6 protein-coding genes are annotated in these 22,941 nt (G+C 73.3%); all 6 read left to right on the forward strand.

Features of this window, described 5'->3' with window-relative positions:
- The first annotated feature begins 32 nt into the window (after positions 1-32).
- From ACQPZF_RS27515 to ACQPZF_RS27540, 6 genes are read left to right on the forward strand one after another with little or no spacing between them, the layout of a single operon-like run.
- Positions 33-1,064 (forward strand): 3-oxoacyl-ACP synthase III family protein, encoded by a 1,032-nt coding sequence (locus tag ACQPZF_RS27515; RefSeq protein WP_433261689.1) that lies wholly within the window; start codon positions 33-35, stop codon positions 1,062-1,064.
- Positions 1,061-2,923 (forward strand): HAD-IIIC family phosphatase, encoded by a 1,863-nt coding sequence (locus ACQPZF_RS27520; RefSeq protein ID WP_433261691.1) that lies wholly within the window; start codon positions 1,061-1,063, stop codon positions 2,921-2,923. The genes ACQPZF_RS27515 and ACQPZF_RS27520 overlap by 4 nt, the downstream gene beginning before the upstream one ends.
- Positions 2,920-3,147 carry an acyl carrier protein gene (locus tag ACQPZF_RS27525; protein ID WP_433261693.1) on the forward strand — a complete coding sequence of 76 codons (228 nt, stop codon included), beginning with the start codon at positions 2,920-2,922 and terminating at the stop codon, positions 3,145-3,147. Before ACQPZF_RS27520 ends, ACQPZF_RS27525 begins: the two co-directional genes overlap by 4 nt.
- Positions 3,144-3,905 (forward strand): 2-oxo acid dehydrogenase subunit E2, encoded by a 762-nt coding sequence (locus ACQPZF_RS27530; protein ID WP_433261695.1) that lies wholly within the window; start codon positions 3,144-3,146, stop codon positions 3,903-3,905. The genes ACQPZF_RS27525 and ACQPZF_RS27530 overlap by 4 nt, the downstream gene beginning before the upstream one ends.
- Before the next feature lie 5 nt (positions 3,906-3,910).
- Positions 3,911-4,993, forward strand: a complete 1,083-nt coding sequence (locus ACQPZF_RS27535) for an alpha/beta fold hydrolase (protein WP_433261697.1) — start codon at positions 3,911-3,913, stop codon at positions 4,991-4,993.
- 12 nt (positions 4,994-5,005) lie between these two features.
- Entirely contained in the window at positions 5,006-22,924 is a 17,919-nt protein-coding gene (locus ACQPZF_RS27540; RefSeq protein WP_433261699.1) for an SDR family NAD(P)-dependent oxidoreductase, read from the forward strand.
- Positions 22,925-22,941: the final 17 nt, after the last annotated feature.

The following is a 22,941-nucleotide window of genomic DNA, read 5'->3' on the forward strand; positions in this document are numbered from 1 at the left end:
CGGAAATCAGACGGCGGAAAAGGAATTCAGGCATGAACGGCTCCGACGTACGCATCCTCGCCGCCGGCTCGGCGTTGCCGGGCGGGCCCGTGGGCAACGACGCCCTCGCCCGCCGGTTCGGCATGGACGCCTCCTGGCAGCAGTGGATCGACGTGTTCATCGGCACGAAGTCCCGGCACCTCGCGGTGGACCTGGACACCGGCGAGGTGCGGACGACGCTCGCCGAGTTGGGCGCGGAGGCGGCGCGCCGGGCACTGGAAGCCGCGGGGGTGCGGCCCCGGGACGTCGACCTGGTCGTGATGGCCACCGCCACCCCGGACCAGTTGATGCCGGCCACGGTCAACATGGTCGCCGAGCGGCTGGGCGTGGACGGCGTGCCGACCTACCAGTTGCAGTCCGGCTGCACGGGCGCGGTCGCCGCGCTGGACGTGGGCGCACAACTGCTGCGCGCCGGCGGGAAGCCCGCGACGGCGCTGGTGCTGGGCGGCGACGTGTGCGCCAAGCACTTCGACGTGCACATGGACCTGCGCGGGCTGCCGCCGGACGAGCTGGTCAACGTGGTGCTGTTCGGCGACGGCGCGGGCGCGGCGGTGCTGACCACCGAACCGGTCGACGACGCGGCGGTCCTGCACCACGTGATCAACCGGCTGACCGGGCTGGGTCGCGAGCCCGGCCAGGTCGTGGAGTGGTTCGGCCAGGCCGACCGCGAGCGCGGCCCGGCGCTGCGCGAGGACTACAAGGCCATCGAGCGGCTGGTGCCGGAGATGTCGGTGGAGATCCTCAAGGAGCTGCTGGACACCATGGGGTGGAGCGGCACCCACGTCGACTACCTGCTGCCGCCACAGCTTTCGGGCACGATGACCGACCGCATCGTCGCCGACCTCGGCCTGACCACCGCCGAGGAGGTGAGCTGCGTGGCGGAGATCGCCAATGTCGGCAACGCGGCGCCGTTCGTGCAGTTGGAGCGGTTGCTGCCGGAAATGGTCGCCGGCGACCGCGCCATCGGCATCGCCGTCGAGTCCAGCAAGTGGATCAAGGCCGGCTTCGCGGTGGGCAAGCGGTGAGCGCCTCGGTGGGGCTCGACCGGCTGACCGAACTGCACCGCGCCGACGCGCTCGCCGAGCGGTACGCCGAGGTGCCCGCGCTGCTGGCCGGGCTGTCCGGCGACGAGCTGACCCGGGCCGGACGGCTGCTCGACCGGGTGGACCCGGACGCGGTGGTGGGCGTGCCCGCGGTGTCGGTGGCGATCACCGGCAACGGCACGCTCGCCACGTTGACCGCGCCGCTGACCGCGGAGATCGCCCGGCACGGCCTGCTGGCCCGCACCCGGCTCGGCGACTTCGGCTCCTGGGTGACCGACCTGTCCGACCCCGGCGGCGACCTGCTGGGCGGCGCCCCGCACGACCTGGTGCTGTGCGTGCTGGACCACCGGGTGGTGTTCGACGAGGTCCCGACGCCGTGGCGGTGGGAGGACGTGGCGGAGGCGCTGGCGGCCAAGATCGCCCTGCTGGGCGCGGTCGCGGCCCGGCACACCACCGGCACGCTCGTGCTCAACACGCTGCCGCTGCCGCACACCGTCGCGGCGCAACTGGTGGACCTGCGGGCACGCGCCCGGCTGGGCGCGGTGTGGCGCGAGGCGAACGCGCGGCTGCTGCGCCTGGTCGAGGACCACCCGGCGGTGGTCGTGATCGACCTGGACACCCTGCTCACCGAGCCGATCGCGGCGAGCGACAGCCGGCTCAGCGCCTACGTCAACGCCAACCTGTCCCCCGACCTGCTGGCCCGCTACGCCCGGCAGGTCGGCCACCTGGCGCGCAACGCGACCGGGCGGACCAAGAAGGTCCTCGCGCTCGACCTGGACGACACCGTGTGGGGCGGGGTGCTCGGCGAGGTCGGCCCGGACGGCGTGGAGGTCGGCGACACCTACCGCGGCGAGGCGTTCACCGCGTTCCAGCGGGTCGCCGGGCAGCTCGCGGCGCAGGGCGTGCTGCTGGCCGCGGTGAGCAAGAACGATCCGGAGGTCGTGCGCGAAACGCTGCGCACCCACCCTCGGCTGGCGCTGCGCGAGGACGACTTCGTGCGGGTGGCCGCGAACTGGCGGCCCAAGCACGACAACCTGACCGAGCTGGCCGCGGACCTGAACCTGGGGGTGGACAGCCTGGTGTTCGTCGACGACAGCTCCTACGAGTGCGGGCTGGTCCGGCACGCGCTGCCCGGCGTCGCGGTCGTGCAGGTCGACGCCGAACCGGCGCTGCACGTGGAGAAGCTGCTGCGCGACGGCTGGTTCGACGTGCCGCGGGTGACCGACGAGGACCTGGCACGGCCCGCGCGGTACCGCGACGAGCTGGCGCGCGCGGACTTCCTCCAGAGCTTCCCGTCGCTGGAGGACTACCTGGCGCAGCTCGGCGTGTGGGTCCACCTGGGCGGGATCGGCCCGGCGGACGTGCCGCGGGTCTCGCAGATGACGTTGCGCACCAACCAGTTCAACCTCACCACGCGCCGCCTCCAGCAGGCGGACGTCGCCGCGCTGCTGGAGGACCCGGCCGCCACCGTGTACGGCATCCGCTCCGGGGACCGGTTCGGTGACAACGGCCTGGTCGGCGCGGTGTTCACCCGGCGCGCCGGCGCGTCGGTGGAGATCGAGAACTTCCTGCTGAGCTGCCGGGTGTTCGCGCGCGGCGTGGAGCAGGCCGCGCTGAGCGGGGTGCTGCGCCGGGCGCGGGACGCCGGCGCGGCCGAGGTGCTGGCCCGCCACGTGCCGAGCGCCAAGAACGGCAAGGTCGCCGAGTTCTACCCGCACAACGGGTTCACCGAGATCGCGCGGGACGGCTCGGGCGCGGTCTTCCGCCACGACCTGGCCCGCATCGACCACGTCCCCGACCACGTCCGCGACGCCACAACCGCCGAAGGGATACTCGCGTGAACACGATCGACGAGTTCGTCGCCCTGCTCACCGACGAGGTCGGCGTGCCGGTCACCGAGGCCGACCTCGACGCCGTCCTCGACCACGTGCCGGGCTGGGACTCGGTGCACCTGCTCGCCCTGGTGATGGCGCTGGAGCGGAGCACGGGCCGCACCATGCCGATGGCCGAGCTGCTGGCGGCGTCGAGCCTCGGCCACATCTACCGCCTGGCGGTGGCGTCGTGACCGGACGACCGTTCCCCCGCCGACGCCGGCAGACCCTCCACTTCCTGGCCCAGATCCGGGCCGTCGCGCCGGTGTTCCTGGACACCGAGGTGGACATGGGCGGCGTGCTCTCCCACCGCGACCGGGCCCGGCAGGTCGGCACGCGGTACTCGTTGGTGACCTACGTCCTGCACGCGGGCGCTCAGGTGCTGGCCAAGCACCCGCAGGCCAACGCGGCCATCCGCGGCGCGCTGCGGCCCCGGGTCGCGCACTACGAGGCGGTCAACGCCAAGCTCGCCCTCGACCGCACCCTCGACGGCCAGCGCGCCGTGCTGTCCGCCGTGCTGCCCGACCTGGCCGACACCGACCTGGACGGCATCCAGGAGCAGGTGTCGCACTACCGGGACGGCGACGCGGAGCGGATGCCGGAGTTCGCGGGCGTGCGGCGGTTGCAGGGTCTGCCCGTGCCGCTGGGACGGCTCGCGTTCCGCCGGTTCGTCGGCCCGCTGCACCGCCGCAACGAGGTGTTCGGCACGTTCGCGGTGACCTCGCTCGGGCACCGCGCGGTCGACTCGTTCCACTCCGTCGGCGGCACGACCGTGACGCTCGGCGTGGGCCGGGTGCTGCCGCGCCCGGTGGTCCGCGACGAGGCCGTGGTGGTGGCGCCGGTGATGCGGTTGAGCCTGTCGTTCGACCACCGCGTCATCGACGGCGCGGAGGCGGCGGACGTGCTCACCGAGATCAAGGACGCCCTGGAGAGCTACGGCGGTGCCGGGTGAACGACGTGGCGGAGCTCAAGCGGTTCATCGTGGTGCACGCCAAGGCCCAGGGGCTGCGGCCCGCCGCCTACCAGCCCGTGCTCGACGGCATCGACTCCGACGTGGACGGCGAGCCCCGGTCGTGGGCGACGGCGTGGCGGGCCTCCGGTGAGGCGCTGGAGCGTGCCGGCAGGGCGCTGGACGCGTCCCGCCGGTACGTGATGGCGCGCTTCCCCTACGTCGACGGCCCGGCGCGGCGCGACGCCCAGGAGCGCTACCTGCGGTTGTTCGTGCGGTGGGCCGCCGCGCAGCGCGACGTCCGGCCCCTGGAGGTGCGGGTCGGCGACGCCGTCGTGCGGTGCTGGACGACCGGCTTGTCCGCGGCGGCGCCCCGACCACTCGTGCTGATCATGGGCGGCATCGTCAGCGTCAAGGAGCAGTGGGCGCCGACGCTGCGGCTGGCCGACCGGCTCGGCCTGGCCGCCGTGGTCACCGAGATGCCCGGCGTCGGCGAGAACGCGTTGCGCTACGGCCCGGACAGCCACCGCATGATCTCCGCGGTGCTGGACGCGGTGTCCGACCGGGCCGACGCGAGCCGGACCACCGCGCTGGCGTTGAGCTTCAGCGGGCACCTGGCGCTGCGCTGCGCCGTCGAGGACCGCCGCATCGCGGGCATCGTCACGGCCGGCGCGCCGGTCTCGGCGTTCTTCACCGACAGGCGGTGGCGCGAAGGCGTGCCGCGGCTGACCACGGACACCCTGGCGCACCTGACCGGCGAGCCCGCCGACGCGCTCGACGACCTGCTCCCCGCCCTCGCCCTGACCACCGACCAGCTCGACGCGCTGGACGTCCCGGTGCGCTGCCTGGTCAGCGGGCGCGACGAAGTGATCCCGCCGGACGACGCGCGGCTGCTCCGCGACCACGTCCGCGACCTGCGGGTGCAGCAGAACGACGACTACCACGGCTCACCGCGGCACGTGCTCGACAGCAGGCTCTGGGTCGTCGAATCCCTGCTGCGGCTGACCGGCGGGCGGGGGCTGCGCCCCGCGCTCGTGCGCGGCCTGCGGACGCTGGCGCGCACCTGGCAGCCACTCACCTCCGACCGATAGGCACTGGTCACCATGCGTGAACTCGAAACGGACGCCACCGATGCGATCGCGATCGTCGGCCTGTCGTGCCGGCTGCCCGGCGCGGACGACCCGCGGCAGCTATGGGAGCTGCTCGGCGGGGGTCGCAGCGCCATCGGCGACCCGCCCGCCGACCGACCGGGACTGCCCCGCCGCCCCGGCGGCCACCTGGCCGACGTCAGCGGGTTCGACGCCGCGTTCTTCGGCGTCAGCCCGCGCGAGGCGACGGCGATGGACCCCCAGCAGCGGCTGGTCCTCGAACTGGCCTGGGAGGCGTTGGAGGACGCGCGGATCGTGCCCGCCGCGCTCGGCGGCACCCGCACGGGCGTGTTCATCGGCGTCATCGCCGACGACTACGCCGCGCTGGCGCACCGGCGGGGCGCGGACGGGATCACGCAGCACAGCCTGGTCGGCCTCAACCGGGGCGTGATCGCCAACCGGGTCTCCTTCGCGCTCGGCCTGCACGGCCCCAGCGCCGCGGTGGACACCGGGCAGTCGTCGTCGCTGGTGGCCGTGCACCTCGCCGCGGAGAGCCTGCGCCGCGGAGAGTCCACGACCGCCCTCGCCGGCGGGGTGAGCCTCAACCTGGTCGCGGACAGCACGATCGGCGCGGAGCGGTTCGGCGCGCTGTCACCGGACGGGCGCAGCTTCACGTTCGACGCCCGCGCCAACGGGTACGTGCGCGGCGAGGGCGGCGGGTTGGTGGTGCTCAAGCCGCTGGCTTCGGCGCTCGCCGAGGGCGACCGGGTGCTGGCGGTGCTGCGCGGCAGCGCGATGAACAACGACGGTGCGACCGACTCGCTGACCACGCCGAGCCCGGACGGGCAGCGCGAGGTGCTGCGCGCGGCGTACCGGCGGGCGGACGTGCCCGTCGAGTCGGTGCAGTACGTCGAGCTGCACGGCACCGGCACGCGCGTCGGCGACCCGGTCGAGGCGTCCGCGCTGGGCGCGGTGTTCGGCCGCTCCCCCGGTGACGCGCTGCGCGTCGGGTCGGTCAAGACCAACATCGGGCACCTGGAGGGTGCGGCGGGCATAGCCGGCCTGCTCAAGGCGGTGTTGAGCATCCGGCACCGCGAGCTGGTGCCGAGCCTGAACTTCGAGACGCCCAACCCGGACATCCCGCTGGCCGAGCTGGGCCTCGCGGTGCAGGTCGCGCGGGAGCCGTGGCCGCACTCCGAGCGGAGGCTGTACGCGGGCGTCAGCTCGTTCGGCATGGGCGGCACGAACTGCCACGTCGTGCTGTCCGACTGGCCCGTGCCCGCCGAGCCCGAGCAGCCGGTCCTGGCGGGACCGGTGCCCCTGGTGCTGTCGGGCAAGTCGGCCGCCGCGCTGCGCGCTCAGGCGCGCGCGCTCGTGCCGCTGCTCGACACCGACCGGCCGGCCACCGTGGCGCGGTCGCTGGTGGCCACGCGCACGCAGTTCGACCACCGGGCCGTGGTGATCGGCGACGGCACCGAGGCGGTCGCGCGGCTGGAGGCGCTGGCGTCGGACCAACCGGCGATCGGCGTCGTGACCGGTCGCGCGGAGTCTGGCGGGTTGGCTTTTCTGTTCTCGGGGCAGGGCAGTCAGCGTGCCGGTATGGGCTTGGAGCTGTACCGGTCACAACCGGTCTACGCCGTCGCGTTCGATGAGGTGTGTGCCGAGTTGGACAGGCACCTGGACCGGTCCATCGCCGAGGTCATCGCCGACGAACCCGACCTGCTCAACCAGACCGGCTACACCCAACCCGCACTGTTCGCCGTCGAAGTCGCCCTCTACCGGCTCCTGCGCCACCACGGCGTCACCCCTGACTACCTGCTCGGGCACTCCATCGGTGAACTCTCCGCCGCCCACGTCGCCGGAGTCCTGTCGCTGTCCGACGCCGCCATCCTGGTGTGCGCCCGCGCCCGCCTGATGCAGAACCTCCCCGCCGGCGGTGCGATGGCAGCACTCCAAGCCGACGAACAACAAACCCGCGAATGGCTCCTGCCGGGCGTCGACATCGCCGGCCTCAACAGCCCCGACACCACCGTCATCTCCGGCAACACCGACGCCGTCGAGCAGATGATCAAGACCTGCAAGGCATCCGGGCGCAAAGCCACCCGGCTCACCGTCAGCCACGCCTTCCACTCCCACCACCTCGACCCCATCCTCAACGAACTCACCCGAATCGCCACCGGCCTGACCCACCACCCCACCCAAATCCCCGTCATCTCCAACCTCACCGGAGAACCGACCGTCTTCACTCCGCAGTACTGGGCCGAGCAGGCACGCAACGCCGTCCGCTACCACCACGGCACCACCACATTGCAAGAACTCGGCGTCACCCGACACGTCGAACTCGGACCCGACACCACCCTCAGCAGCCTGACCTCCAACACCACCCCAACACTGCGCCCCCACCAACCCGAAAACACCACCTACCTCACCGCACTCGCCACCCTCCACGTCCAAGGCGTCCCCATCACCTGGACCGACTATCTACCGCCCGCACCGGTCACCGACCTCCCCACCTACCCGTTCCAACGACACCACTACTGGCTCGGCGCCACCGAGCCCGCGCGGGTCGAGCCGGACGTGGCGCGCACCGACCCGCTCGACCTGGTCCGGGCGCACGTCGCCGTGGTCCTCGGGCACGGGACGCCGGACGAGGTCGAGGCGGGCACGGCGTTCAAGGAGCTGGGCTTCGACTCGATGACCTCGGTCGAACTGCGCAACGCGCTGAGCACCGCGACCGGCTTGTCGCTGCCGACCGGCCTGCTCTACAACCACCCGACCCCGGCGGCACTGGCCGAGCACCTGCACGACCTGATGGACGGCGTGGACCGGGACGTCGTGGTGAACGGTGTGGACGTGTCGGACGAGCCGATCGCGGTCGTCGGCATGGCGTGCCGCCTGCCCGGCGGGGTGTCCTCCCCCGAACAGCTATGGGACCTGGTGCGGACGGGCGTGGACGCCGTGGGCGACTTCCCGACCGACCGGGGCTGGGACCTCGCGCCCGGTGACTCCGCCGTGGCGCGGGGTGGATTCCTGGACGGCGCGGACCTGTTCGACCCGGAGTTCTTCGGCATCAGCCCCCGCGAGGCCACCGCCATGGACCCCCAGCAGCGGATCCTGCTGGAAACCGCCTGGGAAGCCCTCGAACGCGCGGGCATCGACCCCACGTCCCTGCGCGGTTCGCGGACCGGTGTGTACGTGGGCGCGACGGCGATGGAGTACGGCCCGCGCCTCTACCAGGACGCGGGTGGCCACGAAGGCCACGTGCTGACCGGCAGCAGCGCCAGCGTCATCTCGGGGCGGGTGGCCTACACGTTCGGCCTGGAAGGCCCGGCGGTCACCGTGGACACCGCGTGCTCGTCGTCCGTGGTGGCACTGCACCTGGCCGCTCAGGCGCTGCGGCAGGGCGAGTGCACGACGGCCTTGGCCGGTGGTGTGTCGGTGATGTCCAGTCCCGGCATGTTCGTGGAGTTCAGCCGCCAGGGTGGTCTGTCCCCGGATGGCCGCTGCAAGGCGTTCTCGGCGGAGGCGGACGGCACCGGCTGGTCGGAGGGCGCGGGCCTGCTGGTGTTGGAGCGCCTGTCCGACGCACGGCGCAACGGGCACCGCGTGCTGGCGGTCATCCGGGGTTCGGCCGTGAACCAGGACGGCGCTTCGAACGGCCTCACCGCACCGAACGGTCCGGCGCAGGAGCGCGTGATCCGCCAAGCCCTGGCCAGTGCGGGACTGTCACCGTCCGATGTGGACGCAGTCGAAGCGCACGGCACCGGCACCAGGTTGGGCGACCCGATCGAAGCACAGGCGCTGCTCTCCACCTACGGACAGGACCGCGAAGCACCACTGCACCTGGGATCGCTGAAGTCCAACATCGGCCACACCCAAGCCGCCGCAGGAGTCGCCGGCATCATCAAAATGGTGATGGCCATGCGTCACGAAACGCTCCCGGCCTCGCTCCACATCACCGAACCCACGCCACACGTCGACTGGACGACCGGCGCAATAGCACTGCTGACCCACAACATTCCGTGGCCCGAAACCGGAAGACCACGCCGAGCCGGCATCTCCTCCTTCGGCATCAGCGGCACCAACAGCCACATCATCATCGAACAGGCACCGGCGGAGGACCTGGTCGAGGAAGTTGCGGGCTTCGCGCCATGGGTGCTGTCGGCCCGGTCCGGAGCGGCGTTGGCCGAGCAGGCGCAGCACATGCTGGCACGCGTGGGTGACGCATCGACGTCGGTCGCGTGGTCCCTGGTGACGCAGCGCACCGGCTTCGCCCACCGCGCGGTGGTGGTCGGTGACCCGGAGAAGGGTCTGCGGGCCCTGGCGTCAGGCACGCCCGACGCGGCCGTGGTCACCGGGCAGGTGCAGGCAGGCGGGTTGGCGTTCCTGTTCTCGGGGCAGGGCAGTCAGCGTGCCGATATGGGCTTGGAGCTGTACCGGTCTCAGCCGGTCTATGCCGCCGCGTTCGACGAGGTGTGTGCCGAGTTGGACAGGCACCTGGACCGGTCCATCGCCGAGGTCATCGCTGCCGAGCCCGATCTGCTCAACCAGACCGGCTACACCCAACCCGCACTGTTCGCCGTCGAAGTCGCCCTCTACCGACTGCTGCGCCACCACGGCGTCACCCCTGACTACCTGCTCGGGCACTCCATCGGCGAACTGGCCGCCGCCCACGCCGCCGGAGTCCTGTCGCTGCCCGACGCCGCCACCCTCGTCTGCGCCCGCGCCCGCCTGATGCAAAACCTGCCCACCGGCGGTGCGATGGCAGCACTCCAAGCCGACGAACAACAAACCCGGGAATGGCTCCTGCCGGGCGTCGACATCGCCGGCCTCAACAGCCCCGACACCACCGTCATCTCCGGCAACACCGACGCCGTCGAGCAGATGATCAAGACCTGCAAGGCATCCGGGCGCAAAGCCACCCGGCTCACCGTCAGCCACGCCTTCCACTCCCACCACCTCGACCCCATCCTCCACGAACTCACCCGAATCGCCACCGGCCTGACCCACCACCCCGCCCAAATCCCCGTCATCTCCAACCTCACCGGAGAACCGACCACCTATACCGCCGGCTACTGGGCCGAACAAGCACGCAACACCGTCCGCTACCACCACGGCACCACCACCCTGCAACAACACGGCATCACACGACACCTCGAACTCGGACCCGACACCACCCTCAGCAACCTCACCCCCAACACCACCCCCACACTCCGCCCCCACCAACCCGAAAACACCACCTACCTCACCGCACTCGCCACCCTCCACACCCAAGGCACCCCCATCACCTGGACCGACTACCTACCCGCCGCACCAGTCACCGACCTCCCCACCTATCCGTTCCAGCGGCAGCGCTACTGGCTGACTCCGCCCCGCCCGCAGACGCCGGCGAGCCTGGGCCTGGCCGCCACCGACCACCCGCTGCTCACCGCACTCATCTCGCAGCCCGACGGCAACGGCGTGCAGCTCACCGGCACGGTGTCCCTGGCGACGCACGCGTGGTTGGCGGACCACGCCATCGGCGGCAGCGTCCTGGTGCCCGCCACCGCGCTGCTGGAGATGGCGGGGCAGGCCGCCGACCAGGTGGGCTGTTCGACGGTCGCCGAGTTGACGCTCCAGTCACCGGTCGTGGTGCCCGCCGTCGGGGACGTGCGGCTCCGGCTGGTCGTGGACGAGTCGGACGAGCGCGGTGAGTGGCAGCTATCCGTGCACTCGCGGACCGGGGACGGTCCGTGGGAGACGCACGCGACCGGTGTCCTGACCTCGGCGCGGCGGTTGGCCGGCGTCGCCGGTGGGGAGTGGCCGCCGGCAGGCGCGACGCCTGTCCCGCTGGACGGCGCGTACGACGAGCTGGCCACCCTCGGGTACGAGTACGGTCCCGCGTTCCAGGGGCTGCACGCGCTGTGGCGCGACGGCGACGACACCTACGCCGAAGTCGAGCTGCCCGCGCACCTGCACGCCGAGGCCGGCAAGTACGGCATCCACCCGGTGCTCCTCGACGCTGCCCTGCACCCGTGGGTGCTGGAGGCCGCGGGCGGGGAGCCCGACGAGATCCGGTTGCCGTTCTCGTTCACCGACTACCACCTGGGCGCGGCCGGGACGACGGCGCTGCGGGTGCGGTGGCAGCGGACGGGCGCGGACACCGCGCACCTGTGGGCGTTCGACGGCTCGGGCCTGCCCGTGGTCGAGGCCGGGTCCGCCGTGCTGCGGCCGGTGAAGCGCGCGGCCCTGGGTCGGTCACGGACTGCCGGGTCGCTGTACCGGTACGTGTGGCGGCCGGTGCCGGTGACGACCGACGAGATGCCTGCGGAGCACGCCATCGTGCTGTTCACGGAGGCCACGACCGATCCGGTGGAGCACGCGCACCGGTCGGCCGAGCGGGCGCTGCAAGCCGTGCAGGACGAGCGGTTCGCGGACACCAGGCTGGTGTTCGTCGTGGCCGAGGACGAGGTGCACGCCGCGCCCGTGGTAGGCCTCGTGCGGTCCGCGGAGACCGAGCAGCCGGGCCGGTTCCTGTTGTTGCAGACCGACAACGAGGACGACGCGCTCCGGTTGGTGGGCAGCGCGTTGGCATCGGGTGAGCCGGAGTTGGCGGTGCGCGGCGGAACCCTCCACGCACCCCGACTCACCCCCGCCACCACCACCAACCCCACACCCATCAACCCCGACACCACCATCCTCATCACCGGCGCCACCGGCACCCTCGCCACCCACCTCATCCACCACCTCATCACCCACCACCACGCCAAACACTTCCTCCTCCTCAACACCACCGGACCTCACACACCCCAAGCCCAACAACTCCTCCACCACATCCACACCCACAACGCCCACGCCACCCTCCACCCCTGCGACCTCACCAACCCCCACCAACTCCACCAAATCCTCACCACCATCAACCCCCAACACCCACTCACCACCATCATCCACACCGCAGGCACCCTCAACGACACCACCACCACCCACCTCACCCCCCACCAACTCCACACCACCCTCACCCCCAAAACCGCCACCCACCACCTCCACCACCTCACCCGACACCACCCCATCACCCACTACATCCTCTACAGCAGCATCACCACCACCACCGGAAACCCCGGCCAAGCCAACTACACCGCCGCCAACACCTACCTCAACACCCACGCCACCCAACGCCACCACAACAACCAACCCGCCACCGCACTCGCCTGGGGACTCTGGGACACCGAGGGCGGAATGGCCGGCGGGTTGTCCGCGGCGGACGTGGCGCGCTGGCGACGCCGAGGGATGCCACCCATGAGCGTCGAGGACGGCTTGGCGCTGTTCGACCTGGCGCTGGGCGCGACGGACCCCGTGCTGGTGCCCGCGGTGTTCGACATGGCGGCGCTGCGCGCGCGAGCCGACGAGGGCACGTTGCCGCCGGTGCTCTCCGAGCTGGTACCGGCGCGCCGACGCGCGGCGGTGAACGCGCGGTCCACTCAGGACGGTGACTGGGCGAGCGGGGTCGGCGCGCTGCCGGAGCAGGAACGACGGGCGGTGGTGGCCGATGCGGTGTCGCAGACGGTCGCGCTGGTGCTCGGCTACGACGGGGACGCCTCGGTCGACCCGGCGCGGACGTTCCGCGAGTTGGGCTTCGACTCGCTGACGGGCGTGGAGCTGCGCAACCACCTCAACGCCGTCACCGGGCTGCGCCTGCCCACCACCCTCGTCTTCGACCACCCGTCACCGGACGCCGTCGCCGAGTTCATCCTGGGCCGGGTCACCGGTGAATCGAGGTCCCGGCGGGTGACCGTGACGACGAGTGCGGTGGACGAGCCGATCGCCATCGTCGGCATCGGCTGCCGCTACCCGGGAGACGTCACCACACCCGACGAACTCTGGCGACTCGTCGCCGAAGGCCGTGACGCCATCGGCGACTTCCCGGTTGACCGGGGTTGGAACGTGGAGGAGCTGTTCGACCCGGACCCCGACGCGGTGGGGCGGACGTACACCCGTCACGGCGGTTTCCTGTACCGGGCGGCGGACTTCGACGCCGACTTCTTCGGCCTCAGCCCCCGCGAAGCCACCGCCACCGACCCACAACAACGACTCCTCCTCGAAACCGCCTGGGAAGCAATCGAACGAGCCGGAATCGACCCCGCCACCCTCCACGGCACACCCACCGGCGTCTACACCGGCGTCATGTACAACGACTACGGCACCCGCCTGGCCTCCGCCCCGGACGGCTACGAAGGCCACCTCCTGACAGGCACGATCTCCAGCGTGGTGTCGGGCCGCATCGCCTACACCTACGGGTTCGAAGGCCCCGCCCTCACACTCGACACCGCCTGCTCCTCCTCACTCGTCGCCATCCACCTCGCCACCCAAGCACTACGACAAGGCGAATGCACCCTCGCCCTCGCCGGCGGCATCACCATCATGTCCACACCCAACACCTTCATCGAATTCAGCCGCCAACGCGGACTATCCCCCGACGGCCGCTGCAAACCATTCGCCGCCACCGCCGACGGCACCGGCTGGTCCGAAGGCGCAGGCCTCCTCCTCCTCGAACGCCTCTCCCACGCACAACACAACGGCCACCCCGTCCTCGCGGTCATCCGCGGCTCCGCCGTCAACCAGGACGGCGCATCCAACGGACTCACCGCACCCAACGGACCCTCACAAGAACGCGTCATCCGCCAAGCCCTCGCCAGTGCGGGACTGACACCGTCCGAAGTGGACGCCGTCGAAGCACACGGCACCGGCACCAGGTTGGGCGACCCCATCGAAGCCAACGCCCTGCTCGCCACCTACGGACAGAACCGCGAAGCACCACTGCGCCTGGGATCGCTGAAGTCCAACATCGGCCACACCCAAGCCGCCGCAGGAGTCGCCGGCATCATCAAAATGGTGATGGCCATGCATCACAAGACGCTCCCCGCCTCGCTCCACATCACCGAACCCACACCACACGTCGACTGGACCACCGGCGCGGTGGAGCTGCTGACCCACAACATCCCGTGGCCCGAGACCGGAAGACCACGCCGAGCCGGTATCTCCTCCTTCGGCATCAGCGGCACCAACGCCCACGTCATCGTCGAACAGGCGCCCGTGGCCGAAGCGGTCACCGCGACCGGGACCGACCTCCCGCTCCTGCTGTCGGCCAAGAGCCCGGAGGCGTTGGCCGCCCGCGCGGAGCAACTCGAAAGCTTCGCGCCCGAGGAGGTGGCAGTCGCCCTGGCGACGCGGACGCCGCACCTGCCGGTGCGCGCGGCCGTCACGGGCGGCGACCACGCGGCGGCGCTGCGGGCGCTGGTGACGGGCGAGCCGGCCGGGAACCTGCTGCTGGGCACGGCAGTGCGGGGCAAGACGGCGTTCGTGTTTCCCGGTCAAGGTCCCCAATGGACCGGCATGGCCCTCCAACTCGCCGCCACCTCACCCACCTTCGCCCACCAACTCGACCTCTGCGCCCAAGCACTCCACCCCCACACCGGACACCACCTCCACCACCAACTCACCCAACCACTCACCACCACCGACACCATCCAACCCGCCCTCTGGGCCACCATGATCAGCCTCGCCACCCACTGGCAACACCACGGCACCCACCCCCACACCCTCATCGGACACAGCCAAGGCGAAATCGCCGCCGCCCACATCGCCGGCGCACTCACCCTCCACGACAGCGCCAAAATCATCACCCTCCGCAGCAAAGCCATCACCACCCTCACCACCACCACCGGCGGCATGCTCTCGATCCAGCTCCCGGTGGCGCGGGTGCAAGCCCTGCTGCCGGACGACGTGTCGGTGGCGGCGGTCAACGGGCCGCGGTCGGTGGTCGTCGCGGGTTCGGCGGCGTCGTTGGACGACCTGCAGATCCGCTGCGCGGCGGCAGGCGTCCGGACCCGGCGCGTGGCCGTCGACTACGCCTCGCACTCCGCCCACGTGGACGCCCTGCGCGAAGAGATCATGACCGCACTGGCCGACATCGAGCCGATGCCGACGAAGATCCCGTTGCTGTCCACGGTGACCGGCGAGCTGGTGCGCGGCGAGGACCTGGACGCGGACTACTGGTTCCGCAACCTGCGGCAGACCGTGCTGTTGGAGGAGGTGACCCGGACGCTGCTGCGGGAGGACCACCGGGTGTTCATCGAGGTCAGCCCGCACCCCGTGCTGACGACCGCGATGCAGGAGACCATCGAGGACGTCGGTGTCACCGACGCGGTGACCGTGCCGACGCTGCGCCGCGACGACGGCGGACGCGACCGGTTCCTGGCTTCCCTGGCCCAAGCGCACGTGCACGGCGTCCCGGTGGACTGGTCCGTCGCGGCAGGCGTGGGTGCCGGCACGGGTGCAGGCACGGGTGCCGGCGCGGTCCACCTGCCCACCTACCCGTTCCAGCGCAAGCGCTACTGGCTGGACCGGCCGGTGGCCGACGCCGACGCGGGCAGCCTCGGGTTGGCGGTGGACCCGCACCCGCTGGCCGGTGCGGCGCTGGCCGTGGCCGGGTCGGACACCGTGGTGCTGACCGGCCGCATCTCGACGCGGTCGCAGCCGTGGCTGGCCGACCACGCCGTGGCCGGGGTGGTGCTGCTGCCCGGCACGGCGTTCGCGGACCTGGCGATCCGCGCCGGTGACCGCGTCGGCCTGGACGTGCTGGAGGAGTTGACGCTCGGGTCGCCGCTGGTGCTGCCGGACCGGGCGGGTGTGCAGGTGCAGGTGGTGCTGGACGCCCCGGACGACGAGGGCCGCCGCGCCATCGCGGTGCACGCCCGTCCCGAGTCCGACGACGACCTGCCGTGGACCACGCACGCCACGGGTGTGCTCGGCACGGCCGTCGGGACGCCGACGCCGGTGGTCGAGTGGCCACCGGCGGGCGCGACGGCGGTGGACCTGTCATCGGCGTACGAGTCGCTGGCGGCCCGGGGTTTCGAGTACGGGCCCGCGTTCCGCGGCCTGCGGGCGCTGTGGCGGTCGGGGAAGGAGCTGTACGCCGAGGTCCGACTGCCCGAGGACGTCGCGACGGCCGGTTTCGGCCTGCACCCGGCGCTGTTCGACGCCGCGCTGCACCCGCTGGTCCTGGACGGTGACGGCGTGCGGCTGCCGTTCGCGTGGACCGGGGTCCGGCTGCACGCGGTCGGAGCCGAGGAGGTGCGCGTGGTGCTCACGCCGACCGCGGGCGGCACGGCGCTGCGCGTGCTGGACCCGACCGGCGCGCCCGTCGCGTCGGTGGAGTCCCTGGTGCTGCGCGACGTGCCGCTGGAGCGGTTGGCGGCCGAGGCCGACCACCCCCTCCACGAGGTCGAGTGGGTGCCTGCCGGCGCGGACGGCGAGGTGCCGGACTGGGTTGTGCTCGACGACGCCGATCTGGGGCTGCCCGCCCCGCTCGGCACGGTCGCGGCACTGGCGGACGTGCCGGTCACGCCGGTCCTGCTCGTGCCGTGCCCGGAGGGCGCAGACCCGGCCGGCACGGCCCACCGCGTGCTGGGGTTGGCCCGGGAGTGGCTGGCGGACGAGCGGTTCGCCGACTCGCGGATGGTGGTCGCGACGCTCGCCGGCGACCTGGGCGCGAGCACGGCGTGGGGCCTGGTGCGCACCGCGATGACCGAGCACCCCGACCGGTTCGGCCTGCTGGAGCTGCCCGACTGGACCACCGACCCCGGTCCGGCGCTGGCCGGTGAGGCGCAGACCGCCGTGCGGGACGGCGTGGTGCTGGCGCCCCGCCTGACCAGGTCCGTGCCCTGTGACGCCGCGACGGTGTTCCGCACCGGCGGCACGGTGCTGATCACCGGTGCGACCGGCACCCTCGGCCGCCTGGTCGCCGGGCACCTGGTCACCCGGCACGGGGTGCGTGACCTGCTGCTCACCAGCCGTCGTGGCCGCGCCGCCGAGGGCGCGGTGGAGCTGGAGGCCGAGTTGGTGGCGCACGGCGCGTCGGTGGCGTTCGCGGCGTGCGACGTGGCCGACCGGGACGCGCTGGCGGCGCTGCTGGCCGGCGCGGGGGTGACGGCCGTCGTGCACGCGGCAGGTGTGCTCGACGACGCCACGCTGGAGGCGCTGACCCCGGAGCGGCTGGACGCGGTGCTGCGGCCGAAGGTGGACGCGGCGCGCAACCTGCACGAGCTGACCGCCGACCTGGACGCGTTCGTGCTGTTCTCGTCGCTGGCGGGCACGGTCGGCACGGCCGGGCAGGCGAACTACGCGGCGGCCAACACCTACCTCGACGAGCTGGCCCGCCACCGGCACGGCCTGGGGCTGCCCGCGGTGTCGTTGGCGTGGGGCCTGTGGGCGGACGACAGCGGCATGACCGCACGCCTGACCGCGGTGGACCGGGCGCGGCTGACGCGCTCCGGCGTCGCCCCGCTCGACGCGGACACCGGCCTGGCGCTGTTCGACGCGGCGCTGGACTCGGCCGCGCCGGTGGTCGTGCCCACCCGGCTGGACCGGGTGGCGCTGCGCGCGTCGGCCGCCGCCGGGGCGCTGTCACCGCTGTTCGCCGACCTGGTGCGCGGCGTGCGGCCGACGGCGTCCGCCGCGACCCGCGCGGGCACGTTGTCGCTGCGCGACCGGCTCGGGCCGCTGTCCGGGCCGGAGCGGGAGCGCGTGCTGCTCGACGTGGTGCGGTCGAGCGCGGCGGCGGTGCTCGGGCACGCGGGCGCGGAGTCGGTGCCCGTCGAGCGCGCGTTCAGCGACCTGGGCTTCGAGTCGTTGACCGCGGTGGAGCTGCGCAACCGGCTCGCCGCCGCCACCGGCCTGCGGCTGCCCGCCACGCTGGTGTTCGACCACCCGAACCCGCCGGCGCTGGCGCGGTTCCTGCGCACCGAGCTGCTCGGCGACCCGGACTCGTCGGCCGACGAGCGGGTGGGCCGGGTCCGCGTGGCGGCCCCGGTGGACGAGCCGATCGCGATCGTCGCGATGGCGTGCCGCTACCCCGGCGGGGTGACCTCGCCGGAGGACCTGTGGTCGCTGGTGTCGGACGGGCGCGACGCCATCGGGGGCTTCCCCGCCGACCGGGGTTGGGACCTCGACGGCCTCTACGACCCGGACCCCGACCACGCGGGCACCTCGTACACCCGTCAGGGGGGCTTCCTCTACGACGCGACCGACTTCGACGCCGGGCTGTTCGGCATCAGCGCCCGCGAGGCCACCGCGATGGACCCTCAGCAGCGACTGCTGCTGGAGGTGTCGTGGGAGGCGTTCGAGCGCGCCGGGATCGACCCCTTGTCGTTGCGCGGCAGCCAGACCGGCGTGTTCGCCGGGGTCATGGCCAACGACTACGCGGCGCGGCTGAAGGACGCGCCCGAGGCGATGGAGGGCTTCCTGTCGGTCGGCAGCACGGTCAGCGTCGCCTCCGGGCGCGTCGCCTACGCGTTCGGCCTTCAGGGCCCGGCGATCACGGTGGACACGGCGTGCTCGTCGTCGCTGGTGTCGATGCACCTGGCGGCGCAGGCGCTGCGGCGCGGCGAGTGCGACCTGGCGCTGGCCGGCGGGGTGACGGTGCTGGCCGCGCCGACGCTGTTCGTGGAGTTCAGCCGGCAGCGCGGGCTGTCGCCGGACGGGCGCTGCAAGTCGTTCTCGGCCGCCGCGGACGGCGCGGCGTGGGCCGAGGGCGCGGGTCTCGTGCTGCTCGAACGGCTGTCCGACGCGCAGCGCAACGGCCACCACGTGCTGGCCGTCGTGCGCGGGTCGGCGGTCAACCAGGACGGCGCGTCCAACGGCCTCACCGCGCCGAACGGCCCGGCGCAGGAACGGGTGATCCGGCAGGCGCTGGACAGCGCGGGCCTGTCCCCCTCCGACGTGGACGCGCTGGAGGCGCACGGCACCGGCACGACGCTGGGTGACCCGATCGAGGCACGCGCGGTGCTGGCCGCCTACGGGCAGGACCGGAGCACGCCGCTGCTCATGGGTTCGGTGAAGTCGAACATCGGGCACGCGCAGGCCGCGGCGGGCGTCGCGGGCGTGATCAAGGTGGTGATGGCGATGCGGCACGGCGTGCTGCCGCGCAGCCTGCACATCGACGAGCCGACGCCGCACGTGGACTGGGATTCGGGCGCGGTGCGGCTGCTGACCGAGCCGGTCGAGTGGCCCGCCGCGGGCCGGCCGCGGCGGGCGGCGGTGTCGTCGTTCGGCATCAGCGGGACCAACGCCCACCTGATCGTGGAACAGGTCGAGCCGGAGGAGGAAGCGCCCGCCGCGGCGACGGCACCGGTGCTGCCGCTCGTGCTCGCCGGGCACACCCCCGCCGCGCTGGACGCCGCCGCCGACCGCCTCGCCGGGGCGCTGGCCGCCGGCACGTCCCCGGCCGGTGCCGCGCGGACACTGCTGGCGGGACGGGCCGCGCTGCCGCACCGCGCCGTGGCGCTGGTGTCGGGTGACGACGACCCCGCCGCCGAGGTGGGCGGGTCGGTGCGCGGCACGGCGGTGGACGGCGGGCTGGCGTTCCTGTTCACCGGCCAGGGCAGCCAGCACCTCGGCATGGGCGCGGGGCTGCACGCCGCGTACCCGGTGTACGCGGAGGCGTTCGACGCGGTGTGCGCCGAGGTGGACCAGTGGCTGCCGCGACCGCTGCGCGAGGTGGTGTTCGGCGAGGAGCAGTCGCTGCTGGACGACACCGGCTTCGCCCAGCCCGCCCTGTTCGCCACCGAGGTCGCCGTGTTCCGGCTGCTGTCCTCCTGGGGGCTGCGCCCGGACTTCCTCACCGGCCACTCCGTCGGCGAGATCGCAGCCGCGCACGTCGCGGGTGTGCTGTCACTGCCCGATGCCGCCCGGCTGGTCGCGGCACGTGGGCTGCTCATGCGGGCGATGCCCGCCACCGGCGCGATGCACGCGGTGCGGGCGACCCTCGACGAGGTCGCGCCCCTGCTGGTCGGCCTGGAGGACCTGGTGGACGTGGCGGCGGTCAACGGCCCGGACTCCGTGGTGATCTCCGGTGACGCCGAGGCCGCCGGGCGCGTCGTCGCCGCGCTGGTGGGACGGGGCCGCAAGGTCACCCGGCTGCGGGTGAGCCACGCGTTCCACTCCCCGCACGTGGACGCGGTGGCGGACGAGTTCCGCACCGTCGCGGAGAGCCTGGCCTACGCCGCGCCGGCCATCCCGGTGGTCTCCGCCCTGACCGGCGGTCCGGTCGGTGCGGCCGAACTCGGCGACCCCGGCTACTGGGTGCGGCACGTCCGGCAGCGGGTGCGGTTCCTCGACGCGATGCGCGCGCTGGGCGACGCGGGCGTGCGGACGTTCGTCGAGGTCGGCCCGGGCGGCGCGCTGAGCGGCCTGGCCCAGGACTGCCTCGGCGAGGATGTCGTGGCGGCTCCCGTGCTGCGCCGGGACCGGCCGGAGCCGCGGACCGCGCTGACCGCGGTGGCGTGGGCGCACGTGCGCGGCGCGGACGTGGACTGGACCGCGGTGGTCCCGCCCGGTCCGGCGGCCGACCTGCCCACCTACCCGTTCCAACGGCAGCGGTTCTGGCTCACCGGGAGCCGGTCCGGCGGCGACGTGGCCTTGGTCGGACTGTCCGACGCCGGGCACCCGCTGCTCGGCGCCGCGGTGCCGTTGGCCGACTCGGGCGGTGTGCTGTTCACCGGTCGGGTGTCCGCGCGCAGCCACCCGTGGCTGGCCGACCACGCGATCGGCGGCACCGTGCTGGTGCCGGGGACCGCGCTGGTGGAGATGGCGCTGCACGCCGGCGCGTCGTCCGGTTGCGACCGGCTGGACGAACTGGTGCTGCGCGCCCCGGCCGTGCTGCCGCAGGACGCGGCGTTGCAGTTCCAGGTGATCGTGAGCGGTCCGGACGACAGCGGTGCGCGGCGGGTCGGCGTGCACTCGCGGGTGGACCGCGCCGACGAACCGTGGATCACCAACGCCGTCGGCGCCCTGTCGGCCGACCCCCACCCGGGCGAGGCCCCGCTGACGTGGCCCCCGGCGGCGCAGGCCGTGCCCGTGGACGACCTGTACGACGACCTGGCCGACCGGGGCTACCGGTACGGACCGGCGTTGCGCGGCCTGCGGGCCGTGTGGCGGGCCGGCGACGAGGTGTGGGCCGAGGCGCGGCTGGACGGCGACGCCGACCGGTTCGCGGTGCACCCCGCGCTGCTCGACGCCGTCCTACACGCCCTGATCCCGTCGACATCGGGCACGCCGCGGCTGCCGTTCTCGTTCACCGGGGTCCGGCTCGCGGCGGTGCGGCCGACGACGCTGCGCGCCAGGCTCGTCACGGGCGCGGACGGTGCGGTCGAGGTCGTCCTCGCCGACGGCGCGGGCACGCCGGTCGGCTCCATCGCCGCGCTGGTCACCCGGCCGGTCCCGGTGGAGGGGCTGTCCGCCGCGGCCCACACCGACCTGCTGTTCGGGGTGGACCACGTCGAGGTGGACGTGCCGCCGGGCGACCACGCCCCCCGCGTGCTGACCGTGCGGGACGCGGAGGTCGACGAGGCCCACGGCCTCACCGTCGAGGTGCTGGACGCCGTCCGGACGTGGTTGGCCGCCGAGGAGCCGGGCGAGCTGCTCGTGGTCACCCACGACGACCTCGCGCACGCCGCCGTGCGGGGCCTGCTCGGCGCGGCGCGGTCCGAGCACCCCGGTCGGGTCCGGCACGTGGTCACCGACGACCACCCCGCCAGCCGGGCGGCGCTGCCCGCCGTCCTCGCCTCCGGCCTGCCGCACGCGGTGCTGCGGGCGGGGCGAGCCCACGCGCCGCGGCTCACCCGGCTGCGCGAACCCGGCGGACCGGTCGACTTCGGCGGCGGCACGGTGCTCGTCACCGGCGGCACCGGGGCGCTGGGCGCGGAGGTCGCGCGGCACCTGGTGACCGCGCACGGCGTGACCGACCTGCTGCTCATCGGCCGGCACGGCGGCGGTGAGGCGCTGGTGGCCGAACTGGTCGGGCTCGGCGCCCGCGCCGGTGTCGTCGCCTGCGACACCTCCGACCGCGACGCGCTGGCCGCCGTGCTCGACGCGATCCCGGACACCGCGCCGCTGACCGCCGTCGTGCACGCCGCCGGTGTGCTCGACGACGGGTTGCTGGAGTCGCTGACCGCCGAACGGCTGTCGGCCGTGCTGCGGCCGAAGGTGGACGCCGCGTGGCACCTGCACGAGCTGACCGTAGACCTGGGCCTGTCGGCGTTCGTGCTGTTCTCGTCGCTGTCCGGCATCGTCGGCACGACCGGGCAGGCGAACTACGCGGCGGGCAACGCCTTCCTCGACGCCCTGGCCGTCCACCGCAGGTCGCTGGGTCTGCCCGCGCTGTCCGTGGCGTGGGGGATGTGGCGGACCGGCATGGCCGACACCCTCGACGCCGCCGATCGTGCCCGGCTCGCGCGCGGCGGTGTCGTGCCGATGGACACCGACGCCGCCCTGGCCGCGTTCGACGCCGCCCTGGCGGGCGACCGGCCGCTGGTCGTGGCGGCGGCCCTGGACCGGGCCGCGCTGCGCGGGCTCGGCGACGCGCTGCCCGACGTCTACCGGGACCTGGTCCGGGTGGAACGCCGCGGCACCACCGCGGCCCCGCGCGCGGCGCTGCGGGAACGGCTGGCCGCCGCATCCGGCCCGGACCGGGACCGGGTGCTGCTCGACTTCGTCCGCGAGCAGGTGGGCATCGTGCTCGCCCACCCCGACCCGCGGGCCATCGAGGAGCAGCGCGGTCTGCTCGACCTCGGCTTCGACTCGCTCACCGCGGTCGAACTGCGCAACCGCATCAACGCCGAGACCGGTCTGAGGCTGCCGAGCACGCTCGTGTTCGACCACCCGACCGCGGCGGCGCTGACCCGGCACCTGCGGCGCGAACTGGACGGCGACCAGGTCCAGGCCGCGCTCGACACGCTCCAAGCCGCGCTCGACACCGACGGCGACGTGCTCGCCGACCGGCTGCGAGCGCTGCTGCGCACCGCGGGCGCGGGCAGCGGTGGCGACAGCGCACCGCCCGACCTGGGCACCGCCACCGACGACGAACTCTTCGCCGCACTCGACCAGGAACTCGGCAGGTAGGCATGGACAACGAGCAG

The sequence above is a fragment of the Actinosynnema sp. CS-041913 genome, from assembly GCF_050942485.1.
Classification (GTDB): Bacteria; Actinomycetota; Actinomycetes; order Mycobacteriales; family Pseudonocardiaceae; genus Actinosynnema.